This window comes from Yoonia sp. 67-2, from assembly GCF_035117555.1.
Taxonomy (GTDB): Bacteria; Pseudomonadota; Alphaproteobacteria; order Rhodobacterales; family Rhodobacteraceae; genus Yoonia.
This window is the reverse complement of record NZ_JAYKPK010000002.1, coordinates 148,866-168,802: the sequence shown is the minus strand read 5'-3', so window position 1 is coordinate 168,802 and position 19,937 is coordinate 148,866. Positions and strand designations below refer to the sequence as shown.

The window sequence follows — 19,937 nt, the reverse complement described above, 5'->3', positions numbered from 1 at the left end:
GTGCCGAAAAAACTTGATAATAGGTCAGCATTACTGCCTTTTCATTCTTAGGTTGACGCTCTAGAACCTGACTTGCTCTGATAAACGGGAGGACGGCAGATGGCTGGCCAGAAGATGCTCAAGTTCACAGTCGTTGACCGCGACATGCCGGAAAAACGCCCGCCGAATTTGCGCAAGCAGGATTTCAACGAAATCTATGCCGACTACGCCCGCGACAAGGCTGCCGAGCAATCCAGCCGCTGTTCACAATGCGGCGTGCCCTATTGCCAGACGCATTGTCCGCTGCACAACAACATCCCCGACTGGCTGCGCCTGACCGCCGAAGGCCGGTTGCAGGAAGCCTATGAGATCAGCCAGGCGACGAATACCTTCCCAGAGATTTGTGGCCGCATTTGCCCGCAGGACCGTCTGTGCGAAGGCAATTGTGTGATCGAACAATCCGGCCATGGCACTGTGACTATCGGGTCGGTCGAGAAATACATCACCGACACCGCCTTTGAAAACGGCTGGGTCAAGCCGATCCGCCCGCACGCCGAACGCCATGAAAGCGTTGGCATCATCGGCGCTGGCCCCGGTGGTCTGGCTGCCGCAGATATGCTGCGCCGGCAAGGTGTGCAGGTGACGGTTTATGACCGCTATGACCGTGGCGGCGGCTTGCTGACCTATGGCATCCCCGGTTTCAAACTGGAAAAAGACATTGTCATGCAGCGCATCGCGCAGCTGGAAGATGGCGGTGTGCAATTCGTGCTGAATTGTAATGTGGGCGAAGACCTGTCCTTTGATGCGATCCGGGGCAAACATGATGCCGTGCTGATCGCCACCGGCGTCTATAAAACCCGCGACCTGCCGGATTCCGAGGCGGAAGGCATCGTCAATGCCATCGACTACCTGACTGCCAGCAACCGCAAATCATTCGGCGATGACGTGCCGGAATATGAAAGCGGCGCGTTGAATGCCGCAGGCAAGCGTGTCGTCGTCATCGGTGGCGGCGATACCGCCATGGATTGTCTGCGCACCGCCGTGCGGCAGGGTGCCGAAAGCGTCAAATGTCTCTATCGCCGTGACCGCGCCAATATGCCCGGATCGCAGCGCGAGACCGCGAATGCCGAAGAAGAAGGTGTCGAATTCATTTGGCTTGCAGCACCACAGGGCTTTGAAGGTGAATCAGTGTCCGGTGTGAAGGTGCAGAAAATGCGCCTTGGCGCGCCCGATGCGACAGGCCGCCAGGTGCCAGAGGTGATTGAGGGTGCCGATTACGTCGAAGATGCCGATCTGGTGATCAAGGCGCTTGGCTTTGAACCTGAAGATATCCCGACCCTTTGGGGCGTGCCGGAACTGGCTGTCACCCGCTGGGGCACGATCCGGGCGGATTTCACCACCGGCAAGACCAGCCTTGAGGGCGTCTATGCTGCAGGTGATATCGTGCGCGGTGCCTCGCTTGTCGTCTGGGCGATCCGGGATGGGCGCGATACGGCGGCGGCGATCCTTGATTATCTGGGCCAATCCGCCACGGTTGCGGCAGAATGATCCGCGCCGCGCTGATCAGCAGCCTCGCGCTGGCCACGCCCGCCGTGGCGCAGCAAAGCTTTGCCGCGCCCGATGGCTGCACGCCCAAATTGACAGTGCAGCATCGTGCCTGCGTCATGGTCAATGTTTGGAGCTGCGAAGCCGATGCACCGGGCGATCAATGGATCGCGCTGATCGGGCAGGCGGGTGTGTTCAGCGTGCAGCGCGTGGATGATCAGTTCCAGTGGATGGAAAGCTATAAAGTCACCGGCAATGAAATGTTGCAGGTGCCTGCGCCCGATCCCGCGTCTTTGGATGAGCTGTTTGCCAATGGCATCGATACCTGGGATTTCACCATTGACACTGATGCCGGGCCGGAACGGCACGTCGGGTTCGACATGCTGACCGGCGAAACCTTTGTGATTGGCGATGAAACCCTGCTCGAAACGGAATTCCAGGGGCGCACGCTGGATGCCGATGGGAACGAGATTTACGCAGGCTCTGGTCGGCAATTCGTCAGCGAAACGCATCGTTTGTTCTTTCTCGGACAGGCTTGGGATGATGCCAATCCCGAACAGGTGACGGATTCTTCGCCGGTTGAATTCATCTCTCCGGGCGAGCCCGGGTTTTTCGGTGATCAACCCCGCTATGAATGCAACGTCATCGAATCCGGGTTCCGGCCATGAGGATCGCACTCGCCCTGATCCTGGCCGCTGGTCCTGCCGTGGCGCAGGCACCGGCGACGTTTTCGCTGCCTGCGGGCTGCACCGCCTTTGTGACGGTGCAGAACCAAAGCTGCGAAGTCGAACATCATTTTACCTGCACCGGCGATGCGACGGGCATGAAACGCCGGGTGTCGCTGGACGAACAGGGCCTGACCTATGCCGGTCAGATTGATGCAGAGGCACAATGGATCGCCAGTTTTCATCCCATGGCGGGGATCAGCGAAACATTGGTGCCTGACCCGGCAGACCCCGCCTCGCTGACCGAACTCTTTGCAACGAACCGCGACACATGGGATTTCCGCACCCTGTCGGCCGAAGTCGGTGAAACCCGCTATGTCGGGCAGGACAGTCTGACCGGGCGGCAAGTCACCATCGACGGTGTGACGCTGGAAGAAACAGCCTATGAGATCACCGCCTTTGACGCATCTGGCGCTGAAATCTGGTCCAGCCGTGGCAATGAATTTGTCAGCCGCGACTGGCGGATGTTTCTGTCCGGCACCAGCACTGTCACCACAGCGGGCGGGACGGTCACCAGCGACAGCTCTCCCGTTGAATTCATCTCTCCGGGGGAACCCGGTTTTCTCAGCGCCAGCCCGAAACATGGCTGCGGCCTCGCCATCTCATCTGCCGATATCTTGAAGGAGAACGCCAATGACCATCTATGACCAGACTTGGGTAGCGGCAGAAGAAGCGAAACGGAAATGGATGGCCGAAAACGGCCTTTACCGTGATGATGACGAACATGCGTCTTGCGGTGTTGGTCTGGTCGTGGCCATCGACGGCACGCCATCGCGCGATGTGGTCGAAAAAGGCATCAACGCTCTGAAAGCAATCTGGCACCGTGGCGCTGTCGATGCCGATGGCAAGACAGGCGATGGCGCGGGCATCCATGTGCAGATCCCGGTGCCGTTCTTTTACGATCAGGTCCGCCGCACCGGCCACGAACCCGATGATGATAAGCTGATCGCGGTCGGTCAGGTCTTTTTGCCGCGCACCGATTTCGGCGCGCAGGAACGCTGCCGGACCATCGTGGAATCCGAAGTCCTGCGCATGGGTCACTATATCTATGGCTGGCGGCATGTGCCGGTGAATACCGAAGTATTGGGCGACAAGGCCAATGCCACACGGCCAGAGATCGAACAGATCCTGATCCGGTGTGAAAAGGATATGACCGAAGAAGAGTTCGAACGCGAACTCTACATCATCCGCCGCCGGATCGAAAAGGCAGCCGCCGCCGCGCAGATCGCGGGGGTTTACCTGTGTTCGCTGTCCTGCCGGTCTGTGATCTACAAAGGCATGATGCTGGCCGAACAGGTTGCGGAATTCTACCCTGATCTGATGGATGCGCGGTTCGAATCCGCCTTTGCGATCTATCACCAGCGCTATTCGACAAACACCTTCCCGCAATGGTCGCTGGCGCAGCCGTTCCGCATGCTGGCCCATAATGGCGAGATCAACACGCTCAAAGGCAACAGCAACTGGATGAAAAGCCATGAAATCCGCATGGCCTCCAGCGCTTTTGGCGATGCGGCTGAAGATATCAAGCCGATCATCCCATCGGGCGCATCCGATTCCGCCGCGCTGGATTCCGTGTTCGAGGTGCTGGTGCGTGCAGGCCGCAACGCCCCCATGGCCAAAACCATGCTGGTGCCAGAGGCCTGGTCGCAGCAAGCCGTCGAAATGCCGCAAGCCTGGCAGGATATGTATGGCTATTGCAACGCGGTGATGGAACCTTGGGACGGCCCCGCCGCCCTTGCCATGACCGATGGCCGTTGGGTCTGCGGCGGGTTGGACCGTAACGGTCTGCGCCCTTTGCGGTATGTCGTGACAGGTGACGGCCTGCTGGTCGCAGGCTCTGAAATGGGCATGGTGCCGGTGGATGAGGCAAGCGTCGTTGAAAAAGGCGCGCTTGGCCCCGGCCAGATGATCGCTGTCGATATGCTGGAAGGGCGGCTTTATCGCGATACAGAGCTGAAAGATAAACTGGCCGCCGCCCAGCCATTCGGTGATTGGGTGGAAAAGGTTGTCGATCTGAACGATCTGATGCGCAACGTGCCGGAAAAAGCGCTGTTCGACGGTGGCGATCTGCGCAAACGGCAGGTGGCTGCGGGGTATTCCATCGAAGAACTCGAACAGGTTCTTGCGCCGATGGCTGAAGACGGCAAGGAAATGATCGCCTCGATGGGCGATGATACGCCGTCTGCGGTGCTATCCACGACCTATCGTCCGCTGTCGCATTTCTTCCGCCAGAACTTTAGCCAGGTCACGAACCCGCCCATCGACTCCTTGCGCGAAAGCCGGGTGATGAGCCTGAAAACACGCTTCGGGAACCTCAAAAACGTGCTGGATGAGGATTCGTCACAGACCGAAATTCTGGTGCTCAACAGCCCCTTCGTTGGCAATGCTGAATTTGACGAAATGGTGCATCATTTCGGCGAAAGCGTCGCCTTTATCGACTGCACCTTTGCCCCCGGCCGGGCCGCGCTGAACGCCGGTCTGCAACGGATCAGGGCAGAGGCAGAAGATGCCGTGCGCTCTGGCGCGGGCCATCTGGTGCTGACCGATCAGCACCAATCCGAAGACCGCGTGCCGATGCCGATGATCCTTGCCACATCTGCCGTGCATTCGGGGCTGACGGCCAAGGGTCTGCGCACCTTCTGTTCGATCAACGTGCGTTCCGCCGAATGTATCGACCCGCATTATTTTGCGGTGCTGATCGGCTGCGGTGCGACAACCGTGAACGCCTATCTGGCGCAGGATTCCATAGCCGACCGTTTGAACCGTGGCTTGATCGACGGCAATCTGACCGAGGCGGTTGCCCGCTACCGTGCCGCCATCGACGCAGGTCTTCTGAAAATCATGTCCAAGATGGGGATTTCGGTCCTGTCATCCTATCGCGGTGGCCTCAATTTCGAGGCTGTGGGCCTGTCGCGCGCCATGGTCGCCGAATATTTCCCCGGCATGCACAGCCGTATCTCCGGCATCGGCACAACGGGTATCCAGACCAAACTGGAAGAGGTGCACGCCAAAGGCTGGAAAGGTGGCAGCGACGTGCTGCCTATTGGCGGCTTTTACAAGGCGCGCCGGTCCGGTGAAAAACACGCTTGGGAAGCGCAGACTATGCATATGTTGCAGGCCGCTTGCAACAATGCGTCCTATGCTTTGTGGCAGCAATATTCCAAGGCGATGCAGAACAACCCGCCGATCCATCTGCGCGACCTTTTGGCGATCAAACCGCTTGGCACGCCAGTGCCGATTGAAGAGGTCGAAAGCATCACCGCGATCCGCAAACGGTTCGTCACACCAGGCATGTCGCTGGGCGCGCTGAGCCCAGAGGCGCATAAGACGCTCAACGTCGCGATGAACCGCATCGGCGCGAAATCCGACAGTGGCGAAGGCGGCGAAGATCCGGCACATTTCCTGCCCGAACCCAATGGCGATAACCCGTCTGCCAAGATCAAGCAGGTCGCATCGGGCCGGTTCGGTGTAACGGCGGAATATCTGAACGCCTGTGAAGAGCTGGAAATCAAAGTCGCCCAAGGTGCCAAACCCGGCGAAGGCGGGCAACTGCCCGGCATGAAGGTGACCAAACTGATCGCCCGTCTGCGCCATTCCACCGAAGGCGTGATGCTGATTTCCCCACCGCCGCACCACGATATCTATTCGATCGAGGATCTGGCGCAGCTGATCTATGACCTCAAACAGATCAACCCGCGCTGCAAGGTGACGGTGAAACTGGTCGCATCCTCCGGTGTCGGCACGATTGCGGCGGGCGTGGCCAAGGCCAAGGCCGATGTGATCCTGATTTCCGGCCATAACGGCGGCACCGGGGCATCGCCCGGCACCTCGATCAAATATGCCGGTCTGCCATGGGAAATGGGCCTGACCGAGGCGCATCAGGTTCTGGCGATGAACAACCTGCGCGAACGGATCACCTTGCGCACCGATGGCGGTCTGCGCACCGGGCGCGATATCGTCATGGCCGCGATGATGGGGGCCGAGGAATATGGCATCGGCACCGCCGCCCTGATCGCGATGGGCTGCATCATGGTCCGGCAATGCCAGTCCAACACTTGCCCTGTCGGTGTCTGCACGCAGGACGATGCCTTGCGCGCCAAGTTCACCGGCAATGCCGAAAAGGTGGTGAACCTGATTACCTTCTACGCCACTGAAGTGCGTGAAATCCTTGCCAGCATCGGGGCACGCAGCCTTGATGACGTGATCGGGCGTGCGGATCTGCTGACGCAGGTCAGCCGTGGTTCGGCGCATCTGGATGATCTGGACCTCAACCCGCTGCTGATCACCGTCGATGGCGCGCATAAGATCCGCTATGACCGGCACCGCCCGCGCAACCCCGTGGATGACACACTGGATGCGCAGATCGTGCAGGATGCCGCGCGTTTCCTGAACGATGGCGAAAAGATGCAGCTGGATTATGCGGTGCAGAACACGCTCCGCAGCATCGGCACGCGGACCAGCAGCCATATCGTGGCCAAGTTTGGCATGCGCAACAGCCTGCAATCCGATCACCTGACGGTCAAACTGCGCGGCTCTGCCGGGCAATCGCTTGGGGCTTTTGCGGCACCGGGGCTGAAACTGGAAGTATCGGGCGATGCCAATGATTATGTGGGCAAAGGCCTGTCGGGCGGCACAATCGTGATCCGTCCGCCGATGGTCAGCCCGCTGGTGGCATCGGAAAACACGATCATCGGCAACACCGTGCTATATGGTGCAACAGCGGGCTATCTCTTTGCCGCTGGCCGTGCCGGTGAACGCTTTGCCGTGCGCAATTCCGGCGCGCATGTGGTGATAGAAGGCTGCGGCACCAATGGTTGCGAATACATGACCGGCGGTGTGGCCGTGATCCTTGGGTCCATCGGTGCCAACTTTGGCGCCGGCATGACCGGCGGGATGGCGTATCTTTATGATCCCAAAGGCGCATCCGCTGCGTTGATCAACATGGAAACGCTGGTGACCTGTGGGGTGACGGTCGATCACTGGCATGACCAGTTGAAAGGCCTGATCGAACGGCATGTGAAGGAAACCGGCAGCCGCAAGGGTGCTGATATCCTGCAACATTGGGACATCGAAAAGGGCAATTTCCTGCAGGTCTGCCCCAAGGAAATGCTGCGTCACCTGACCCATCCGCTGGTGATCGAAGAAGCCGCAATTCCGGCAGAATAAATGCAACGCCCCGCGCTGAAATCAGCCGCGGGGCGTTCGCTTTGCTTGACGCCGCAGGTGGCGATATGGCTATAGAGGGCGATGGCAGACACTCCTAAACCTCGCAAGCGCCGGTCTCGTAAAACCGCCGCCAAACCCGCCCCGCTGCGCAGCTTCAGCCGCGTACTGCGGCGCGGGGCGTTCTGGTCTGTCGCGGGGATTGCCGGTTTCGTGCTGGTCTGGACGCTGCTTTACGTGCTGATCAACCCGCCCACCAATGCCTATATGTTCAGTGAAAGCCGCAGGTTGGGCGGCGTGCAGCAGGATTGGGTGCCGATGGAACGCATCGCGCCGGTCATGGCGCGGTCTGCGGTCGCGGCAGAGGATGCCAATTTCTGCCTGCACTGGGGTCTGGACGTCAACGCGATCCGCACCGCGATGGAACGCGGAACGGGCGGCGCATCCACGATCAGCCAGCAGGTCGTCAAGAATGTGTTTCTGTGGCATGGCCGGTCATGGGCGCGCAAAACCATCGAGGCGCTCTGGACCCCGGTGGTCGAGGTCTTCTGGAGCAAAAGGCGTATCCTTGAAATCTACCTCAACGTCGCGGAATTCGATGATGGTGTGTTCGGCGTGCAGGCCGCTGCACAGCATTATTTCGGCGTCGATGCGGCGGGTCTGACCGCGACACAGGCGGCAAGGCTCGCCGCGATCCTGCCTGCACCCAAGGAAAGATCAGCGTCCAACCCCGGCAGTTTCACCCGCAACCGCGCCGCGCAGATCATCAGCGGGGCCGAGACGATCGCAGCGGATGGTCGCGCGGATTGTTTCCAAGAGTGAGCCAACCATTGAACCTGCGCGCCGCTTGCGGCATGGAAGGGGGATCACCCCAACTAGGTCTGCCATGAATATCCTGTATCATTATCCGCTCTCCCCCTATTCGCGCAAAGTCCGTCTGTGTCTGGCCGAAAAGAAGATCGAGGTCGGATTGGTCGAGGAACGCTATTGGGAACAGGGCGCCGATTTCCTGCGCCGCAATCCCGCCGGTCAGGTGCCTGTGCTGAAACTGAACGGCAAGATGCTGTCTGACAGCGCCGCGATCTGTGAATACCTTGAAGAAGTGCATCCAACCCCGCCGCTGTTGCCCCGCGACGCCGATGCAAGATACGAAGTGCGCCGTCTGGTGGGTTGGTTCGACGACAAGTTTTATGAAGAGGTCACGTCCAAACTGATCGGTGAACGTGTCTATCGCAAGGTGATGGGCCGCGGCTATCCCGACAGCGCCAATGTCAAAGCGGGCGCGCGGGCGATCAAATATCACCTCGATTACATGGCGCATCTGCTGGAACATCGCCGCTGGTTGGCGGGCAATGACATGACGCTGGCCGATTTTGCCGGGGCGGCGCATTTGTCCTGTGTGGATTACACCAGCGATGTCGACTGGAACCGGCATGATGTGGTCAAGGATTGGTATGCCAAGATCAAATCCCGCCCGGCCTTCCGGTCTTTGCTGGCCGATGAAGTGCCCGGGTTTCAACCGGCGGCGCATTATGCGGATCTGGATTTTTAAGAAGGGGCTCTGCCCCCGCCCCTGCGGGGCTCCCCCGGGATATTTATGCTCGGACGATGGATGAAGGATCGGTTGATCTCCTTCGCCCTTGACGCTGGCTTTGCCAAGGTTGGGATCTGTCGGCCCGATGCTGCGCCCGAAACGGCGGCGCGGCTCGCGGAATTTGTCGATGCGGGGATGCATGGGCAGATGGCATGGATGGCCGAACGCATGGCCTGGCGCGGTGATCCGACGGCGCTCTGGCCCCAGGCGAAATCAGTGATCATGCTGGCGGAGGTCTATACGCCGGAGCATGATCCGCTGGCGGTCTTGCAAGAACGCGACCGCGCCGCGATCAGTGTTTATGCCCAAGGGCGCGATTATCATGATGTGGTCAAGAAGCGGCTGAAGCACGTGGGCCGCTGGCTGATTGATCAGGTGCCGGGGACCGAGATCAAGGTGTTCGTCGATACCGCGCCGGTGATGGAGAAACCACTGGCGCAGGCCGCAGGGCTGGGCTGGCAGGGCAAGCATACCAATCTGCTGGGCCGCGATCTGGGGAATTGGGTGTTTCTGGGGGCCATTTTTACAACCGTGGAACTAGATCCGGATGTGGCTGAAGTCAGCCATTGCGGCTCCTGCACGGCCTGTCTGGATATCTGCCCGACGCAGGCGTTTCCCGCCCCTTACCGTCTGGATGCGCGCCGCTGCATTTCTTATCTGACGATTGAGCATAAAGGCCCGGTGGACCCCGATCTGCGCGCCATGATGGGCAACCGGATTTATGGCTGCGATGATTGTCTGGCGATCTGTCCGTGGAACAAATTCGCAGCCACTGGCCGCGATACGCGGCTGGCAGCGCGCGATGATCTGATCGCCCCACCGCTGGTAGAGCTCGCCGCACTGGATGATACTGCTTTCCGCGCGCGTTTCTCAGGATCGCCGATCAAGCGGATCGGCCGCGACCGATTTGTCCGCAATGTCGCTTATGCGATGGGCAATTCGGGTGACCGCGCGATGATCCCGGCCTTGCAGCCTTTGACCTCTGACCCGGACCCAGCCGTCGCCGATGCGGCAAGCTGGGCGCTGGGCCGGCTGACCTAGGCTGCTGTCCGCCGCGCATTGGCAAAGGACACCAGCCGTCGGGTTTTTTCGCACCACAGATTCAGGCTCGCGCATTTGAGGCTTTGCAGCAGATTCATCCGGCTGCAATTGACAAGGTCCTGATGGTCGCGCAACACCTCTGGCAACCGGTAGAACGGAATCCGCGCGTAAAGGTGATGCACATGGTGAATGCCGATATTGGCGGTGAACCAACGCAGGATCGGCGGCAGGTCGTAATGCGAACTGCCATGCAGCGCGGCATCATGGATCTGCCAGTCTTCGGCATGGTCCCATTGCGTTGTTTCAAACTGGTGCTGGACGTAGAACAACCAGACCCCGATGGAGGCCGCGATCAGCGTCGTCGGCAGAAACACCAGAAACAAAGCCGCAAAGCCGCCAACATAGACGATCAGTGCCAAGATCGCGACCATGGCAAGGTTCGTGCCCATCGCGCTGACCCAATATTTCCGCTCGCGCTGCATCCGCCCCATCGGGATGCGGTTTTGCAGGAAAAACAGATAGGTCGGCCCGATCCCGAACATCACCAAAGGATGCCGGTAGGCGCGGTAAAGGAATCGGCCAAACGGCGTGCGCTGGTGATATTCCTCGACCGTCAGGGTCATGACATCGCCGATACCGCGCTGATCGAGATCACCGGCATGGCTGTGATGGATCGCATGGGTGCGCCGCCAGACATCATAGGGTGTCAGGGTGACAACGCCCAAAGCGCGCCCGATCCAGTCGCTGACCTGCCTATTGCCCAGAAACGACCCATGCCCGCAATCATGCTGGATGCAGAACAACCGCAGCAAAAACAGCCCATTCAGCGCCGAGATCGCGAAAGCCCCCAGATAGCTGTATTGCGCCACCCAGACTGCCAGCACCCAGAGCAGGATGAACGGCACCAGACTGACGGCGAGTTCGAAACTGCTGCGCCAGCTATTGGGTTCACGGTATTTTGCAAGCACCTGCACCCAGTCGCGCGGAGCCATATTGATCTTCGGCGTTGTGTTATCTGTCATCCGCTCTTCTTTGTTGTTCCGGGTCTCGCAACCCTAAAGGCATCGCCCCTGTCGCGAATAGGGGTTCACTGTCTTTCTGGCTAGCCATATTGTCGCACAGGAAGGGAATGATCATGCAACCGCTCAGAGGTATCGTATTCAAGGTTATTTCCGTCTGCCTGTTTATGGCGATGGCCGGGCTGATCAAAGCGGCATCTGATACTGTACCACCCGGTCAGGCGGTTTTCTTCCGGTCGTTCTTTGCCCTGCCGATCATTTTCGGCTGGCTCGCCATGCGCGGCGAATTGCGTCATGGCTGGAAAACCACCAATCCGATGGGTCATTTCTGGCGCGGTCTGGTCGGGACCTCTGCGATGGGGCTGGGTTTTGCCGGGCTGGGCCTGCTGCCCCTGCCAGAGGTGACGGCGATTGGCTATGCCGCCCCTTTGCTGGTGGTGATCTTCGCCGCGATGTTCCTGAACGAAGATGTCCGCGCGTTCCGGCTGTCGGCGGTCGCGATGGGGATGGTCGGCGTGCTGGTCGTGCTGTCGCCGCGCCTGTCGGTCGGGGCAGGGCTGAACACGACAGAGACTTTGGGCGCCGTGATCGTGCTGATGGGGGCGGTGATGACGGCGCTGGCACAGATTTTCGTGCGCAAACTGGTCGCGACCGAAACCATTGCTGCCATCGTTTTGTGGTTCACGATCACATCATCTGTGCTGTCCTTGCTGACGATTCCCTGGGGTTGGGTGACGCCCGGCTGGGGTGTCGCGGCGATGCTGGTCATGGCCGGGCTGTTGGGCGGGATCGGGCAGATATTCCTGACCTCCAGCTATCGCTTTGCCGATGCGTCCTTGGTTGCGCCCTTTGATTACACCTCAATGATCCTTGCGCTGGCCATCGGCTATTTCATCTTTGATGAGGTGCCGACTGGCACGATGTTGCTTGGCGCGGGGATCGTCATCGCCGCTGGTGTGCTGATCATCTGGCGTGAACGCAAGCTGGGCCTGCAACGCGCCCAGCAGCGCAAGGCGACCGGCAATACCGGTAACTGATTTTTAACGCGAATCGTGCTATGGTGTTGGTCCGTCACTACGAGGAGGACATGATGAAACATCCACTTGATCACGCCAAAACCGGGTCAGAGGCTGGCATTTCGCGGTTCATCGCCATGAAAAAGGATGCTTTGCCGCGCCCGGCCAGCCTTGATCTGCAGAAACGCGCCCGGACAGAGGCTGAGAGCAAGCGCGCCGCAGAATTCCTGCGCATCGCTCGGGGCGAAACGCGCTGATCCTGCCGCGTCGGAAAAGGGCGCCAGCGGCGCCCTGATCATTCAGGCGCGGACCAGCTTTTCATAATCCGCCGCGATATCGCGGGTCAGCGCGCCGACCTCGAAATTGTAATCTCCAATCTGGCCGACTGGCGTGACTTCCGCCGCCGTGCCGGTCAGCCAGCATTGCTGGAACCCTTCCAGCTCTTCCGGCATGATCACGCGTTCATGCACAGTGATCCCCTTGTCGCGCAGCATGCCGATCACGGTCTGGCGGGTGATGCCGTTGAGGAAAGCATCGGCCGCAGGCGTATGCACCTCACCATCCTTGACGAAGAAGATATTTGCCCCCGTCGCCTCGGCCACATAGCCGCGATAATCGAACATCATCGCATCCGAACAGCCCTTCGCCTCGGCTGCATGTTTGGACATGGTGGCGATCATATAAAGGCCTGCTGCCTTGGCTTGGCTCGGCGCAGTTTCCGGGCTGGGGCGTTTCCATTTCGCGATATCGAGCTTCGCGCCACGGGTCTTCGCATCGCCGTAATAATTGCCCCATTCCCAGACCGCGACAGCCAGATGGACAGGGTTGCGCGACGCAGCCACACCCATATCCTCGCCCGAACCGCGCCATGCGATGGGGCGCACGTAAGCGTCTTTCAACCCATTGGCATCCAAAGCGGCTTGTTTGGCGGCCTCAATCTCATCCACGGAAAACGGGATCTGGAAATCGATCAATTGCCCCGATTTGATCAGCCGTTCGGAATGTTCGCGCGATTTGAAGATCTTACCGCCATAGCACCGCTCACCCTCGAACACGGATGACGCATAATGCATCGCATGGGTCAGGATATGGACCTTGGCATCGCGCCAGTCCACCAACTGGCCATCGAGCCAGATTTTACCGTCTCTGTCGTCATATGCACCGGCCATCATATCCTCCACACTTTGCATATATGTCACAACCAGACCCGTTTCGGATATAAAGTTGCGCAATTTCGTCAAATCGCTAACAGTCGATTCTTGGAATGTCAATAAAGCTGACGTATTGTCCACCCGAACAAAGGAGGCCCCGATGTCCGATAGCGCGCGTCCCCAGATGGGGCAGAACCTGCTGTTTCTGACCGATGAACAGCTGCGCAAAGGGATCGAGGCGATGTTTTTCGCCTATCGCGGTTTCACCGCGGACCCGGACCGCATTCTGTTGCAGAAATCCTATGGCCGCGCGCATCACCGCGCGATCCATTTCATCCACCGCAGCCCCGGCACCACGGTGAATAATCTGCTGTCGGTGCTGGGTGTGACAAAACAATCGCTCAATCGTGTGTTGCGCAGCCTGATCGAGGACGGTCTGGTCATCAGCAGCGTCGGCCGCAAGGATAAACGCGAACGGCATTTGCACCTGACACCGGCTGGTGCCGCATTGGAACGTGAATTATCAGATGCGCAGCGCGACCGGATGCGCGCCGCCTACCGCGCCGCTGGCCCTGCCGCTGTGGTCGGGTTCCGGCAAGTGTTAGAGGCGATGATGGATGATGAGACCCGCCGCCATTACGAGGCGATGAAGGACAAGATCGAATGAATGCTGATGCTGCCCACCTGTTGATTGTTGATGATGATGCGCGCATCCGCAGCCTGTTGCAGAAATTCCTGATGCGCGCGGGCTTTCTGGTGACCACCGCCCGCGATGCCGCCCATGCGCGCCGTGTGCTGGCGGGGCTGGAATTCGACATGATCGTGCTGGATGTGATGATGGCGGGCGAAGACGGCGTGGCGCTTTGCCGTGATCTGCGCCGCACCCTGACCACGCCGATCCTGCTCTTGACCGCCAAGGGCGAGACTGTGGACCGGATCAGTGGGTTGGAGGCCGGGGCGGATGATTATCTGGTCAAGCCCTTCGAGCCGAAGGAATTACTCTTGCGGATCAACGCGATCCTGCGCCGTGTGCCTGCCGCCGAACCTGTCGTGGTTCTGCCCAAGGTGTTGCATATGGGGCCAATCCGCTATGACATCGAACGCGGCGAGATGTGGCATGGCGATGAGTTGGTCCGCCTGACTGCGACCGAAAGCCAGCTGATGCGCATCTTCTCCGGCCGTCCGGGTGAGGCGGTGACGCGCAGCCTGCTGGTCGAGGAACTCAGCCGCTCGGGTGGGCAGACGCAGGAACGTGCCGTCGATGTCCAGATCACAAGGTTGCGGCGCAAGATCGAGACGGATCCGAAACAGCCGCGTTATCTGCAAACCATTCGCGGGTCGGGCTATATGCTGGCGCCGGAATAGGAACTTTTCAGCCTCCGGCGGGAGTATTTTGGGAAATAAGAAGGGGCGCGCATGACGACAGCATTGATTTCGCATGACGATTGCTTTGGTCATGTGAACCCGCCCGGCCATCCCGAACAGGTGGCGCGGCTGGATGCGGTGCTGCATGCGCTGGACGGCATGGATCTGTTGCGCGTCAGAGCACCCTTGGCGGCAGAGGATAATCTGCTGCGCGCGCATTCGCAGGCGCATATCGATGCTTTGCACAGGGCAGCACCGGAGAGGGGCTGGCGTTCGCTGGATGCGGATACGCATATGTCCATCGGCACGTTGCAGGCCGCCTATCGCGGCGCGGGTGCTATGGTGCGCGCGGTCGATATGGTGCTGGCGGGTGAGGCGACGAATGCCTTCGCTGCGATCCGCCCGCCCGGCCATCATGCCGAGCGCGAGACCGCGATGGGCTTTTGTTTCTTCGGCAATGTCGCCATCGCGGCCAAACATGCGCTGGATCATCACGGGCTGAAACGTGTCGCCATCGTCGATTTCGACGTCCACCACGGCAATGGCACACAGGATCTGGTCGAGGATGACCCCCGCATCCTGTTCTGTTCCACCCATCAATCGCCCTTCTATCCCGGCACCGGGGCCGCGCATGAAACCGGCGTTGGCAATGTGCTGAACGTGCCGTTGCCGGAAGGCACAGGCTCAAAAGTGTTTCGCGATGTCATGGAACGCGTCGTTCTGCCGCGTGTTGATGAATTTGCACCGCAATTGCTGATCCTCTCTGCCGGGTTCGATGCCCATCGTGATGATCCTTTGGGCGGGATGAACCTGACAGCGGATGATTTCGCCTGGGTCACGCAGCGCCTCTGCGATCTGGCGGATACCCATTGTCAGGGCCGGGTGGTATCGGCGCTGGAAGGCGGGTATGACTTGGCCGCGCTGGGCGCCTCTGCGGCGGCCCATGTTAAAGTTCTGGAGGAAAGAGGCCGATGAGCGACGTTGACCAGATGAGTTTCGAAGATGCGATCAAAGAGCTGGAGGTCGTTGTCGGCCAGCTCGAACGCGGCGATGTCGCGCTGGACCAGTCGATCGCGCTTTATGAGCGGGGGGCGGCGTTGAAAGCCCGTTGCGAGGCCAAGCTGAAAGAGGCCGAGGAAAAGGTCGCCCGGATTACTTTGGGCGAAAACGGCCAGCCGACCGGGACCGCGCCGCTGGATGCCTGATCTGGCGCGACTGTCCCTGCCTGATGCTTTGGCGCAGGCGGCTGAAGTGACCGAACAGCAGATCGGCCTCGCGCTGGCCGGGCAAACCGGCGCGGTGCCGGATGCGATGCGCTATGCGGTTGTCGGCGGCAAGGCGCTGCGCGCCTTTCTCGCGCTGGAAACCGCGCGGATGCATGGTGTCAGCGCAGTGCAGGCCGCCGCCGCAATCGAATGTATCCACGCCTATTCCCTGATCCATGACGATCTGCCTTGCATGGATGACGACGATCTGCGCCGCGGCCAGCCCACCGTGCATAAACGCTGGGATGAGGCGACTGCCGTTTTGGCGGGGGATGCCTTGCAAGCGCTGGCCTTTGAGTTGCTGGGGGGGCTGGACTGTGCCGACCCTGCCAAGGTTACCCTGATGGTCACGCTGGCCCAAGCCGCCGGTGTGCGCGGCATGGTCGGCGGGCAGGCGGCGGATATCGCGGCTGAAACCGCCGATGTGCCGCTGACGCTCGACCAAATCATTGCCCTGCAAGCGGGCAAGACCGGGGCGCTGATATCCTGGGCCGCCTTGGTTGGGCCGCGCATCACGGGTGCGGATACCGCCCCGTTGCAGACCTATGGCGATTGCCTCGGCCTCGCTTTCCAGATTGCCGATGATGTGCTCGACGTGACCGGCGATGCCAGCGTCGTCGGCAAGGCCGTGGGCAAGGATCACGCCGCCGGAAAGGCCACATTCGTGTCGCTTCTGGGCCTTGATGGGGCGAAACGCCGCGCGGATGATCTGGTCATGCAGGCCTGTGATGCGCTATCTGGCTATGGACCCGACGCCGAGACATTGAAAGCAGCCGCGCGATTTGTGACCGCGCGCAGCCATTAAGAAAGCCGCGCCTATGCCCAACCGCCCCCGCACCCCGCTTTTGGATAAGGTCCAGAGTCCCGCCGATATGAAAGCCTTGTCGGATGCGGATTTGCGCATTCTGGCCGATGAATTGCGGGCCGAGACGATTTCTGCGGTGTCGGAAACCGGTGGCCATCTGGGCGCGGGGCTGGGCGTGGTGGAAATGACCGTGGCTTTGCATGCGGTCTTTGATGCGCCCAAGGACAAGATCATCTGGGATGTGTCGCATCAATCTTATCCGCACAAAATCCTGACAGGCCGACGCGACCGCATTCGCACGCTGCGGATGGAAGGGGGCTTGAGCGGTTTCACCAAACGATCCGAAAGCCCTTATGACCCGTTCGGGGCGGCGCATTCCAGTACCTCGATTTCTGCCGCGCTCGGTTTCGCCGTCGCGCGTGATCTGGGCGGTGATGGCGGCGATGCGATTGCGGTGATTGGCGATGGCGCGATTTCGGCCGGTATGGCCTATGAGGCGATGAACAACGCGGGCCATCTGGGTAAGCGTGTCATCGTGATCCTGAACGACAATGAAATGTCGATTGCGCCCCCCGTGGGCGCGATGTCCGCCTATCTGTCGCAGCTTTACGCCGGTGCGCCGTTTCAGGAATTCAAAGCCGCCGCCAAGGGTGCCGTGTCGCTGCTGCCCGGCCCGTTCCGGGAAGGGGCGAAACGCGCCAAGGATGTGCTCAAACATATGACGGTCGGCGGCACCCTGTTTGAACAGCTGGGCTTTTCTTATATCGGCCCGATTGACGGGCATGATATGGATCAGTTGCTGTCGGTCCTGCGCACCGTCAAGGCCCGCGCTGATGGGCCGATCCTGATCCATGCGATCACGAAAAAGGGCAAAGGCTACGCCCCCGCCGAACGCGCCAGCGACAAGGGCCATGCCACCGCCAAATTCGACATGGTCACCGGTAAACAGGCGAAAGCGGCCAGCAATGCGCCAAGCTACACCTCGGTCTTTGCCGAAAGCCTGCTGAAACATGCCGCCAGCGATCCGCGCATCTGTGCCGTGACTGCCGCAATGCCCGATGGGACTGGCCTGTCGAAATTCATGGACCGCTACGCCAGCCGCTGTTTCGACGTGGGCATTGCCGAACAGCATGCCGTGACCTTCAGCGCGGGTCTGGCTGCGGGTGGCATGCGCCCGTTCTGTGCGATCTATTCGACCTTTCTGCAACGCGGTTACGATCAGGTCGTCCATGATGTGGCGATCCAGCGGCTGCCCGTGCGTTTCGCGATTGACCGCGCGGGGCTGGTGGGCGCCGATGGCGCAACCCATGCCGGGTCGTTCGACGTCGCTTTCCTCGCCAATCTGCCCGGTTTCGTGGTGATGGCAGCGGCGGATGAGGCCGAACTGGTCCGCATGGTCGCCACCGCCGCCGCGCATGACGCGGGTCCTATCGCGTTTCGGTTTCCCCGCGGCGAAGGTGTCGGCGTGGAGATCCCCGAGAATGCGACACCCCTGGAGATCGGCAAAGGCCGCATGATCCAAAAGGGCGCGCAGGTCGCGATCCTGTCTTTTGGCACGCGGCTGTCCGAGGTGACGAAAGCCTGCGAGGCATTGGCCGCCAAAGGCATTAAACCCACCGTCGCCGATGCGCGGTTTGCCAAACCTTTGGACCGCGATCTGATCCTGCAACTGGCTGCTGACCATGACGCCCTGATCACGGTCGAGGAAGGGGCGGTGGGCGGCTTTGGCTCTCATGTCGCGCAATTGCTGGCGGAGGAGGGGGTTTTCGACCACGGTCTGAGATTCCGCTCAATGGTGCTTCCTGACACCTTTATCGATCAGGCCAGCCCCAAGGCGATGTATGACGTGGCCGGGATGAACGCCGCCCAGATCGAGGCGAAGGTGCTGGACGTGATGGGTGTTGCGCAACTCGGCAAACGCGCCTGAACCTGATGGCCGGATCGCCCGGTCGTGGAACGCAGGTATTGCTGGACTGTATCGCTTTCAACCGGCGTCAGCCTTTCGGCGGATATGTGCTATTCTCTGACAAAACAGCCTTACTTCGCGCGATACACCCATTCTCGACGATACCGCTGGCGGACCGTGCCACAGCTGTCGGGGGGATGGGAAAGGCAAAAGTTGCCAATTGGCAATATTGCGATATTGCCTTTGCGATCAATCAACTACGTCATATTTGGGTGTCTTAGAAAATAACAGGGTCCCTCATATTCACCCCGCAGAAGGCAGGCGTTGTCGTTGACAACGCTGCCTCATATTGCGGGGTGAACAACGGCGTCCGGTCAGACGCGACCCGCCTTAGAACGGGCTGTCAGGGTAATAGAATTCTTCCGCATTATCCTGTGTGACCAGAACCGACCCGATGATGAACTCACCCGAGACCGGGGTCTGAGACACCACGCCCAATGCAGTGACTTCAATCGCGGTGGCGATCATTGACGGTGGATAGGTCACGTTGGCGGGGATCATCTCGTCGCCGTCCATGACGCGCTGCACCATTTCCTTCATCCCGGCACCGCCGAGCACGAATTGCACGTCATCGCGCCCTGCGGCCTCAATCGCGGCCAGAACGCCGATGGCCATGTCATCGTCCGACGCCCAGACAGCATCGATCTGCGGATGCCGCGACAGGAAATCCTGCATCACTTCGAATGATGTGTCGCGGTTCCAGTTGCCATGTTCCATGCCCAGCACATTGATGCCGGAGCCTTCGATAGCTTCCTCGAACCCTGCGACGCGTTCATTGTCGATGGTGGTCGGAATGCCGCGCAACACGACGATATCGCCGCCATCGGGCATCTGCGACGCCATATATTCACCCGAAACGCGCCCGAAACCGGGGTTGTCACCGGCGACATAAAGGTCTTCGATCCCTTCGACCGACAGGCCACGGTCCACGACCGTCACCCAGACACCGGCATCGGCCACAGCCTGCACCGGGCCGGTCAGCGGTTCAGATTCGAATGGCAGCACGACGAGCGCGCTGATATTGCGCGTGGCGAGCATGTCTTCGATATCATTGACCTGACGCGACGGGTCCGCCGCTGTGGCCAGCACGAAATCCAGCTGTGGATAGGTTTCCTCCAGCCGGTCGATGGCGGATTGGGCGAAATAATTCATGCCGCCCGCCCAGCCATGCGTTGCCGCCGGGATCGAGACACCGATCACCTGCGTGTCCTGTGCCAGTGCCGGTGTCACCAGCGCCGTTGAAATCGCCAAAGCAGAAATAAGTCGTTTCATTGTAAACTCCTCCCTAGAGTTGTTGGCCGGG

General features: G+C 60.1%; 18 protein-coding genes. 15 read left to right on the top strand and 3 right to left on the bottom strand.

Annotation, left to right across the window (positions count from 1 at the left end; translation table 11 throughout):
- Window positions 1-99 precede the first annotated feature (99 nt).
- The 7 genes from VOY09_RS04100 (at window position 100) to queG (ending at window position 10,047) form a co-directional block, all read left to right on the top strand.
- The gene (locus VOY09_RS04100; RefSeq protein WP_322893116.1) at window positions 100-1,527 is read left to right on the top strand and encodes an NAD(P)-dependent oxidoreductase; all 1,428 of its coding nucleotides are present in this window, start codon (window positions 100-102) and stop codon (window positions 1,525-1,527) included.
- Complete coding sequence (locus tag VOY09_RS04095; RefSeq protein ID WP_322893115.1) at window positions 1,524-2,192, top strand: hypothetical protein; 669 nt, start codon at window positions 1,524-1,526, stop codon at window positions 2,190-2,192. Before VOY09_RS04100 ends, VOY09_RS04095 begins: the two co-directional genes overlap by 4 nt.
- Window positions 2,189-2,896, top strand: coding sequence for a hypothetical protein (locus tag VOY09_RS04090; protein ID WP_322893114.1), 708 nt, complete (start codon window positions 2,189-2,191; stop codon window positions 2,894-2,896). Before VOY09_RS04095 ends, VOY09_RS04090 begins: the two co-directional genes overlap by 4 nt.
- On the top strand, window positions 2,883-7,415 hold the full coding sequence (gltB, locus tag VOY09_RS04085; RefSeq protein WP_322893113.1) for a glutamate synthase large subunit: 4,533 nt from the start codon (window positions 2,883-2,885) through the stop codon (window positions 7,413-7,415). Before VOY09_RS04090 ends, gltB begins: the two co-directional genes overlap by 14 nt.
- Before the next feature lie 81 nt (window positions 7,416-7,496).
- Window positions 7,497-8,234 (top strand): monofunctional biosynthetic peptidoglycan transglycosylase, encoded by a 738-nt coding sequence (gene mtgA, locus VOY09_RS04080; RefSeq protein WP_322893112.1) that lies wholly within the window; start codon window positions 7,497-7,499, stop codon window positions 8,232-8,234.
- A 64-nt stretch (window positions 8,235-8,298) separates the two neighbouring features.
- Window positions 8,299-8,964, top strand: a complete 666-nt coding sequence (locus tag VOY09_RS04075; protein WP_322893111.1) for a glutathione S-transferase family protein — start codon at window positions 8,299-8,301, stop codon at window positions 8,962-8,964.
- 60 nt (window positions 8,965-9,024) lie between these two features.
- Window positions 9,025-10,047: a tRNA epoxyqueuosine(34) reductase QueG gene (queG, locus tag VOY09_RS04070; RefSeq protein ID WP_322893110.1), complete on the top strand. Its 1,023-nt coding sequence runs from the start codon at window positions 9,025-9,027 to the stop codon at window positions 10,045-10,047.
- Here queG and VOY09_RS04065 read toward each other — a convergent pair.
- Complete coding sequence (locus tag VOY09_RS04065) at window positions 10,044-11,069, bottom strand: fatty acid desaturase (RefSeq protein ID WP_322893109.1); 1,026 nt, start codon at window positions 11,067-11,069, stop codon at window positions 10,044-10,046. The two genes, queG and VOY09_RS04065, sit on opposite strands and share 4 nt — an antisense overlap.
- Before the next feature lie 113 nt (window positions 11,070-11,182).
- Between VOY09_RS04065 and VOY09_RS04060 the strand changes: the two genes are divergently transcribed.
- The gene (locus VOY09_RS04060; RefSeq protein ID WP_322893108.1) at window positions 11,183-12,103 is read left to right on the top strand and encodes a DMT family transporter; all 921 of its coding nucleotides are present in this window, start codon (window positions 11,183-11,185) and stop codon (window positions 12,101-12,103) included.
- A 53-nt stretch (window positions 12,104-12,156) separates the two neighbouring features.
- The gene (locus VOY09_RS04055) at window positions 12,157-12,339 is read left to right on the top strand and encodes a hypothetical protein (protein ID WP_322893107.1); all 183 of its coding nucleotides are present in this window, start codon (window positions 12,157-12,159) and stop codon (window positions 12,337-12,339) included.
- Window positions 12,340-12,381: 42 nt separating this feature from the next.
- Here the strand turns inward: VOY09_RS04055 and VOY09_RS04050 are convergent, their stop codons facing one another.
- Complete coding sequence (locus VOY09_RS04050) at window positions 12,382-13,251, bottom strand: branched-chain amino acid aminotransferase (RefSeq protein ID WP_322893372.1); 870 nt, start codon at window positions 13,249-13,251, stop codon at window positions 12,382-12,384.
- Window positions 13,252-13,393: 142 nt separating this feature from the next.
- On the opposite strand from VOY09_RS04050, the gene VOY09_RS04045 reads away from it, so the two are divergent.
- The 6 genes from VOY09_RS04045 to dxs are packed head-to-tail and all read left to right on the top strand — an operon-like array spanning window position 13,394 to window position 18,595.
- Window positions 13,394-13,900, top strand: a complete 507-nt coding sequence (locus tag VOY09_RS04045; protein ID WP_322893106.1) for a MarR family winged helix-turn-helix transcriptional regulator — start codon at window positions 13,394-13,396, stop codon at window positions 13,898-13,900.
- The gene (locus VOY09_RS04040; protein ID WP_322893105.1) at window positions 13,897-14,598 is read left to right on the top strand and encodes a response regulator; all 702 of its coding nucleotides are present in this window, start codon (window positions 13,897-13,899) and stop codon (window positions 14,596-14,598) included. Before VOY09_RS04045 ends, VOY09_RS04040 begins: the two co-directional genes overlap by 4 nt.
- Window positions 14,599-14,649: 51 nt before the next feature.
- Window positions 14,650-15,573 (top strand): histone deacetylase family protein, encoded by a 924-nt coding sequence (locus tag VOY09_RS04035; protein WP_322893104.1) that lies wholly within the window; start codon window positions 14,650-14,652, stop codon window positions 15,571-15,573.
- The gene (locus tag VOY09_RS04030; RefSeq protein WP_322893103.1) at window positions 15,570-15,803 is read left to right on the top strand and encodes an exodeoxyribonuclease VII small subunit; all 234 of its coding nucleotides are present in this window, start codon (window positions 15,570-15,572) and stop codon (window positions 15,801-15,803) included. The genes VOY09_RS04035 and VOY09_RS04030 overlap by 4 nt, the downstream gene beginning before the upstream one ends.
- Entirely contained in the window at window positions 15,796-16,668 is an 873-nt protein-coding gene (locus VOY09_RS04025) for a polyprenyl synthetase family protein (protein WP_322893102.1), read from the top strand. The genes VOY09_RS04030 and VOY09_RS04025 overlap by 8 nt, the downstream gene beginning before the upstream one ends.
- 13 nt (window positions 16,669-16,681) lie before the next feature.
- On the top strand, window positions 16,682-18,595 hold the full coding sequence (dxs, locus tag VOY09_RS04020) for a 1-deoxy-D-xylulose-5-phosphate synthase (protein WP_322893101.1): 1,914 nt from the start codon (window positions 16,682-16,684) through the stop codon (window positions 18,593-18,595).
- 369 nt (window positions 18,596-18,964) lie between these two features.
- On the opposite strand, the gene VOY09_RS04015 is transcribed toward dxs, so the two are convergent.
- Window positions 18,965-19,906 carry an ABC transporter substrate-binding protein gene (locus tag VOY09_RS04015; RefSeq protein WP_322893100.1) on the bottom strand — a complete coding sequence of 314 codons (942 nt, stop codon included), beginning with the start codon at window positions 19,904-19,906 and terminating at the stop codon, window positions 18,965-18,967.
- Between the last annotated feature and the right edge of the window lie 31 nt (window positions 19,907-19,937).

Coding starts and splice junctions, on each gene's coding strand:
- VOY09_RS04100 (WP_322893116.1), top strand. CDS start 100: ATGGCTGGCCAGAAGATGCTCAAGTTCACAGTCGTTGACCGCGACATG.
- gltB (WP_322893113.1), top strand. CDS start 2,883: ATGACCATCTATGACCAGACTTGGGTAGCGGCAGAAGAAGCGAAACGG.
- VOY09_RS04015 (WP_322893100.1), bottom strand. CDS start 19,906: ATGAAACGACTTATTTCTGCTTTGGCGATTTCAACGGCGCTGGTGACA.
- VOY09_RS04060 (WP_322893108.1), top strand. CDS start 11,183: ATGCAACCGCTCAGAGGTATCGTATTCAAGGTTATTTCCGTCTGCCTG.
- VOY09_RS04075 (WP_322893111.1), top strand. CDS start 8,299: ATGAATATCCTGTATCATTATCCGCTCTCCCCCTATTCGCGCAAAGTC.
- VOY09_RS04050 (WP_322893372.1), bottom strand. CDS start 13,251: ATGGCCGGTGCATATGACGACAGAGACGGTAAAATCTGGCTCGATGGC.
- queG (WP_322893110.1), top strand. CDS start 9,025: ATGAAGGATCGGTTGATCTCCTTCGCCCTTGACGCTGGCTTTGCCAAG.
- VOY09_RS04040 (WP_322893105.1), top strand. CDS start 13,897: ATGAATGCTGATGCTGCCCACCTGTTGATTGTTGATGATGATGCGCGC.
- VOY09_RS04045 (WP_322893106.1), top strand. CDS start 13,394: ATGTCCGATAGCGCGCGTCCCCAGATGGGGCAGAACCTGCTGTTTCTG.
- VOY09_RS04030 (WP_322893103.1), top strand. CDS start 15,570: ATGAGCGACGTTGACCAGATGAGTTTCGAAGATGCGATCAAAGAGCTG.
- VOY09_RS04090 (WP_322893114.1), top strand. CDS start 2,189: ATGAGGATCGCACTCGCCCTGATCCTGGCCGCTGGTCCTGCCGTGGCG.
- mtgA (WP_322893112.1), top strand. CDS start 7,497: ATGGCAGACACTCCTAAACCTCGCAAGCGCCGGTCTCGTAAAACCGCC.
- VOY09_RS04025 (WP_322893102.1), top strand. CDS start 15,796: ATGCCTGATCTGGCGCGACTGTCCCTGCCTGATGCTTTGGCGCAGGCG.
- VOY09_RS04055 (WP_322893107.1), top strand. CDS start 12,157: ATGAAACATCCACTTGATCACGCCAAAACCGGGTCAGAGGCTGGCATT.
- VOY09_RS04095 (WP_322893115.1), top strand. CDS start 1,524: ATGATCCGCGCCGCGCTGATCAGCAGCCTCGCGCTGGCCACGCCCGCC.
- VOY09_RS04065 (WP_322893109.1), bottom strand. CDS start 11,069: ATGACAGATAACACAACGCCGAAGATCAATATGGCTCCGCGCGACTGG.
- VOY09_RS04035 (WP_322893104.1), top strand. CDS start 14,650: ATGACGACAGCATTGATTTCGCATGACGATTGCTTTGGTCATGTGAAC.
- dxs (WP_322893101.1), top strand. CDS start 16,682: ATGCCCAACCGCCCCCGCACCCCGCTTTTGGATAAGGTCCAGAGTCCC.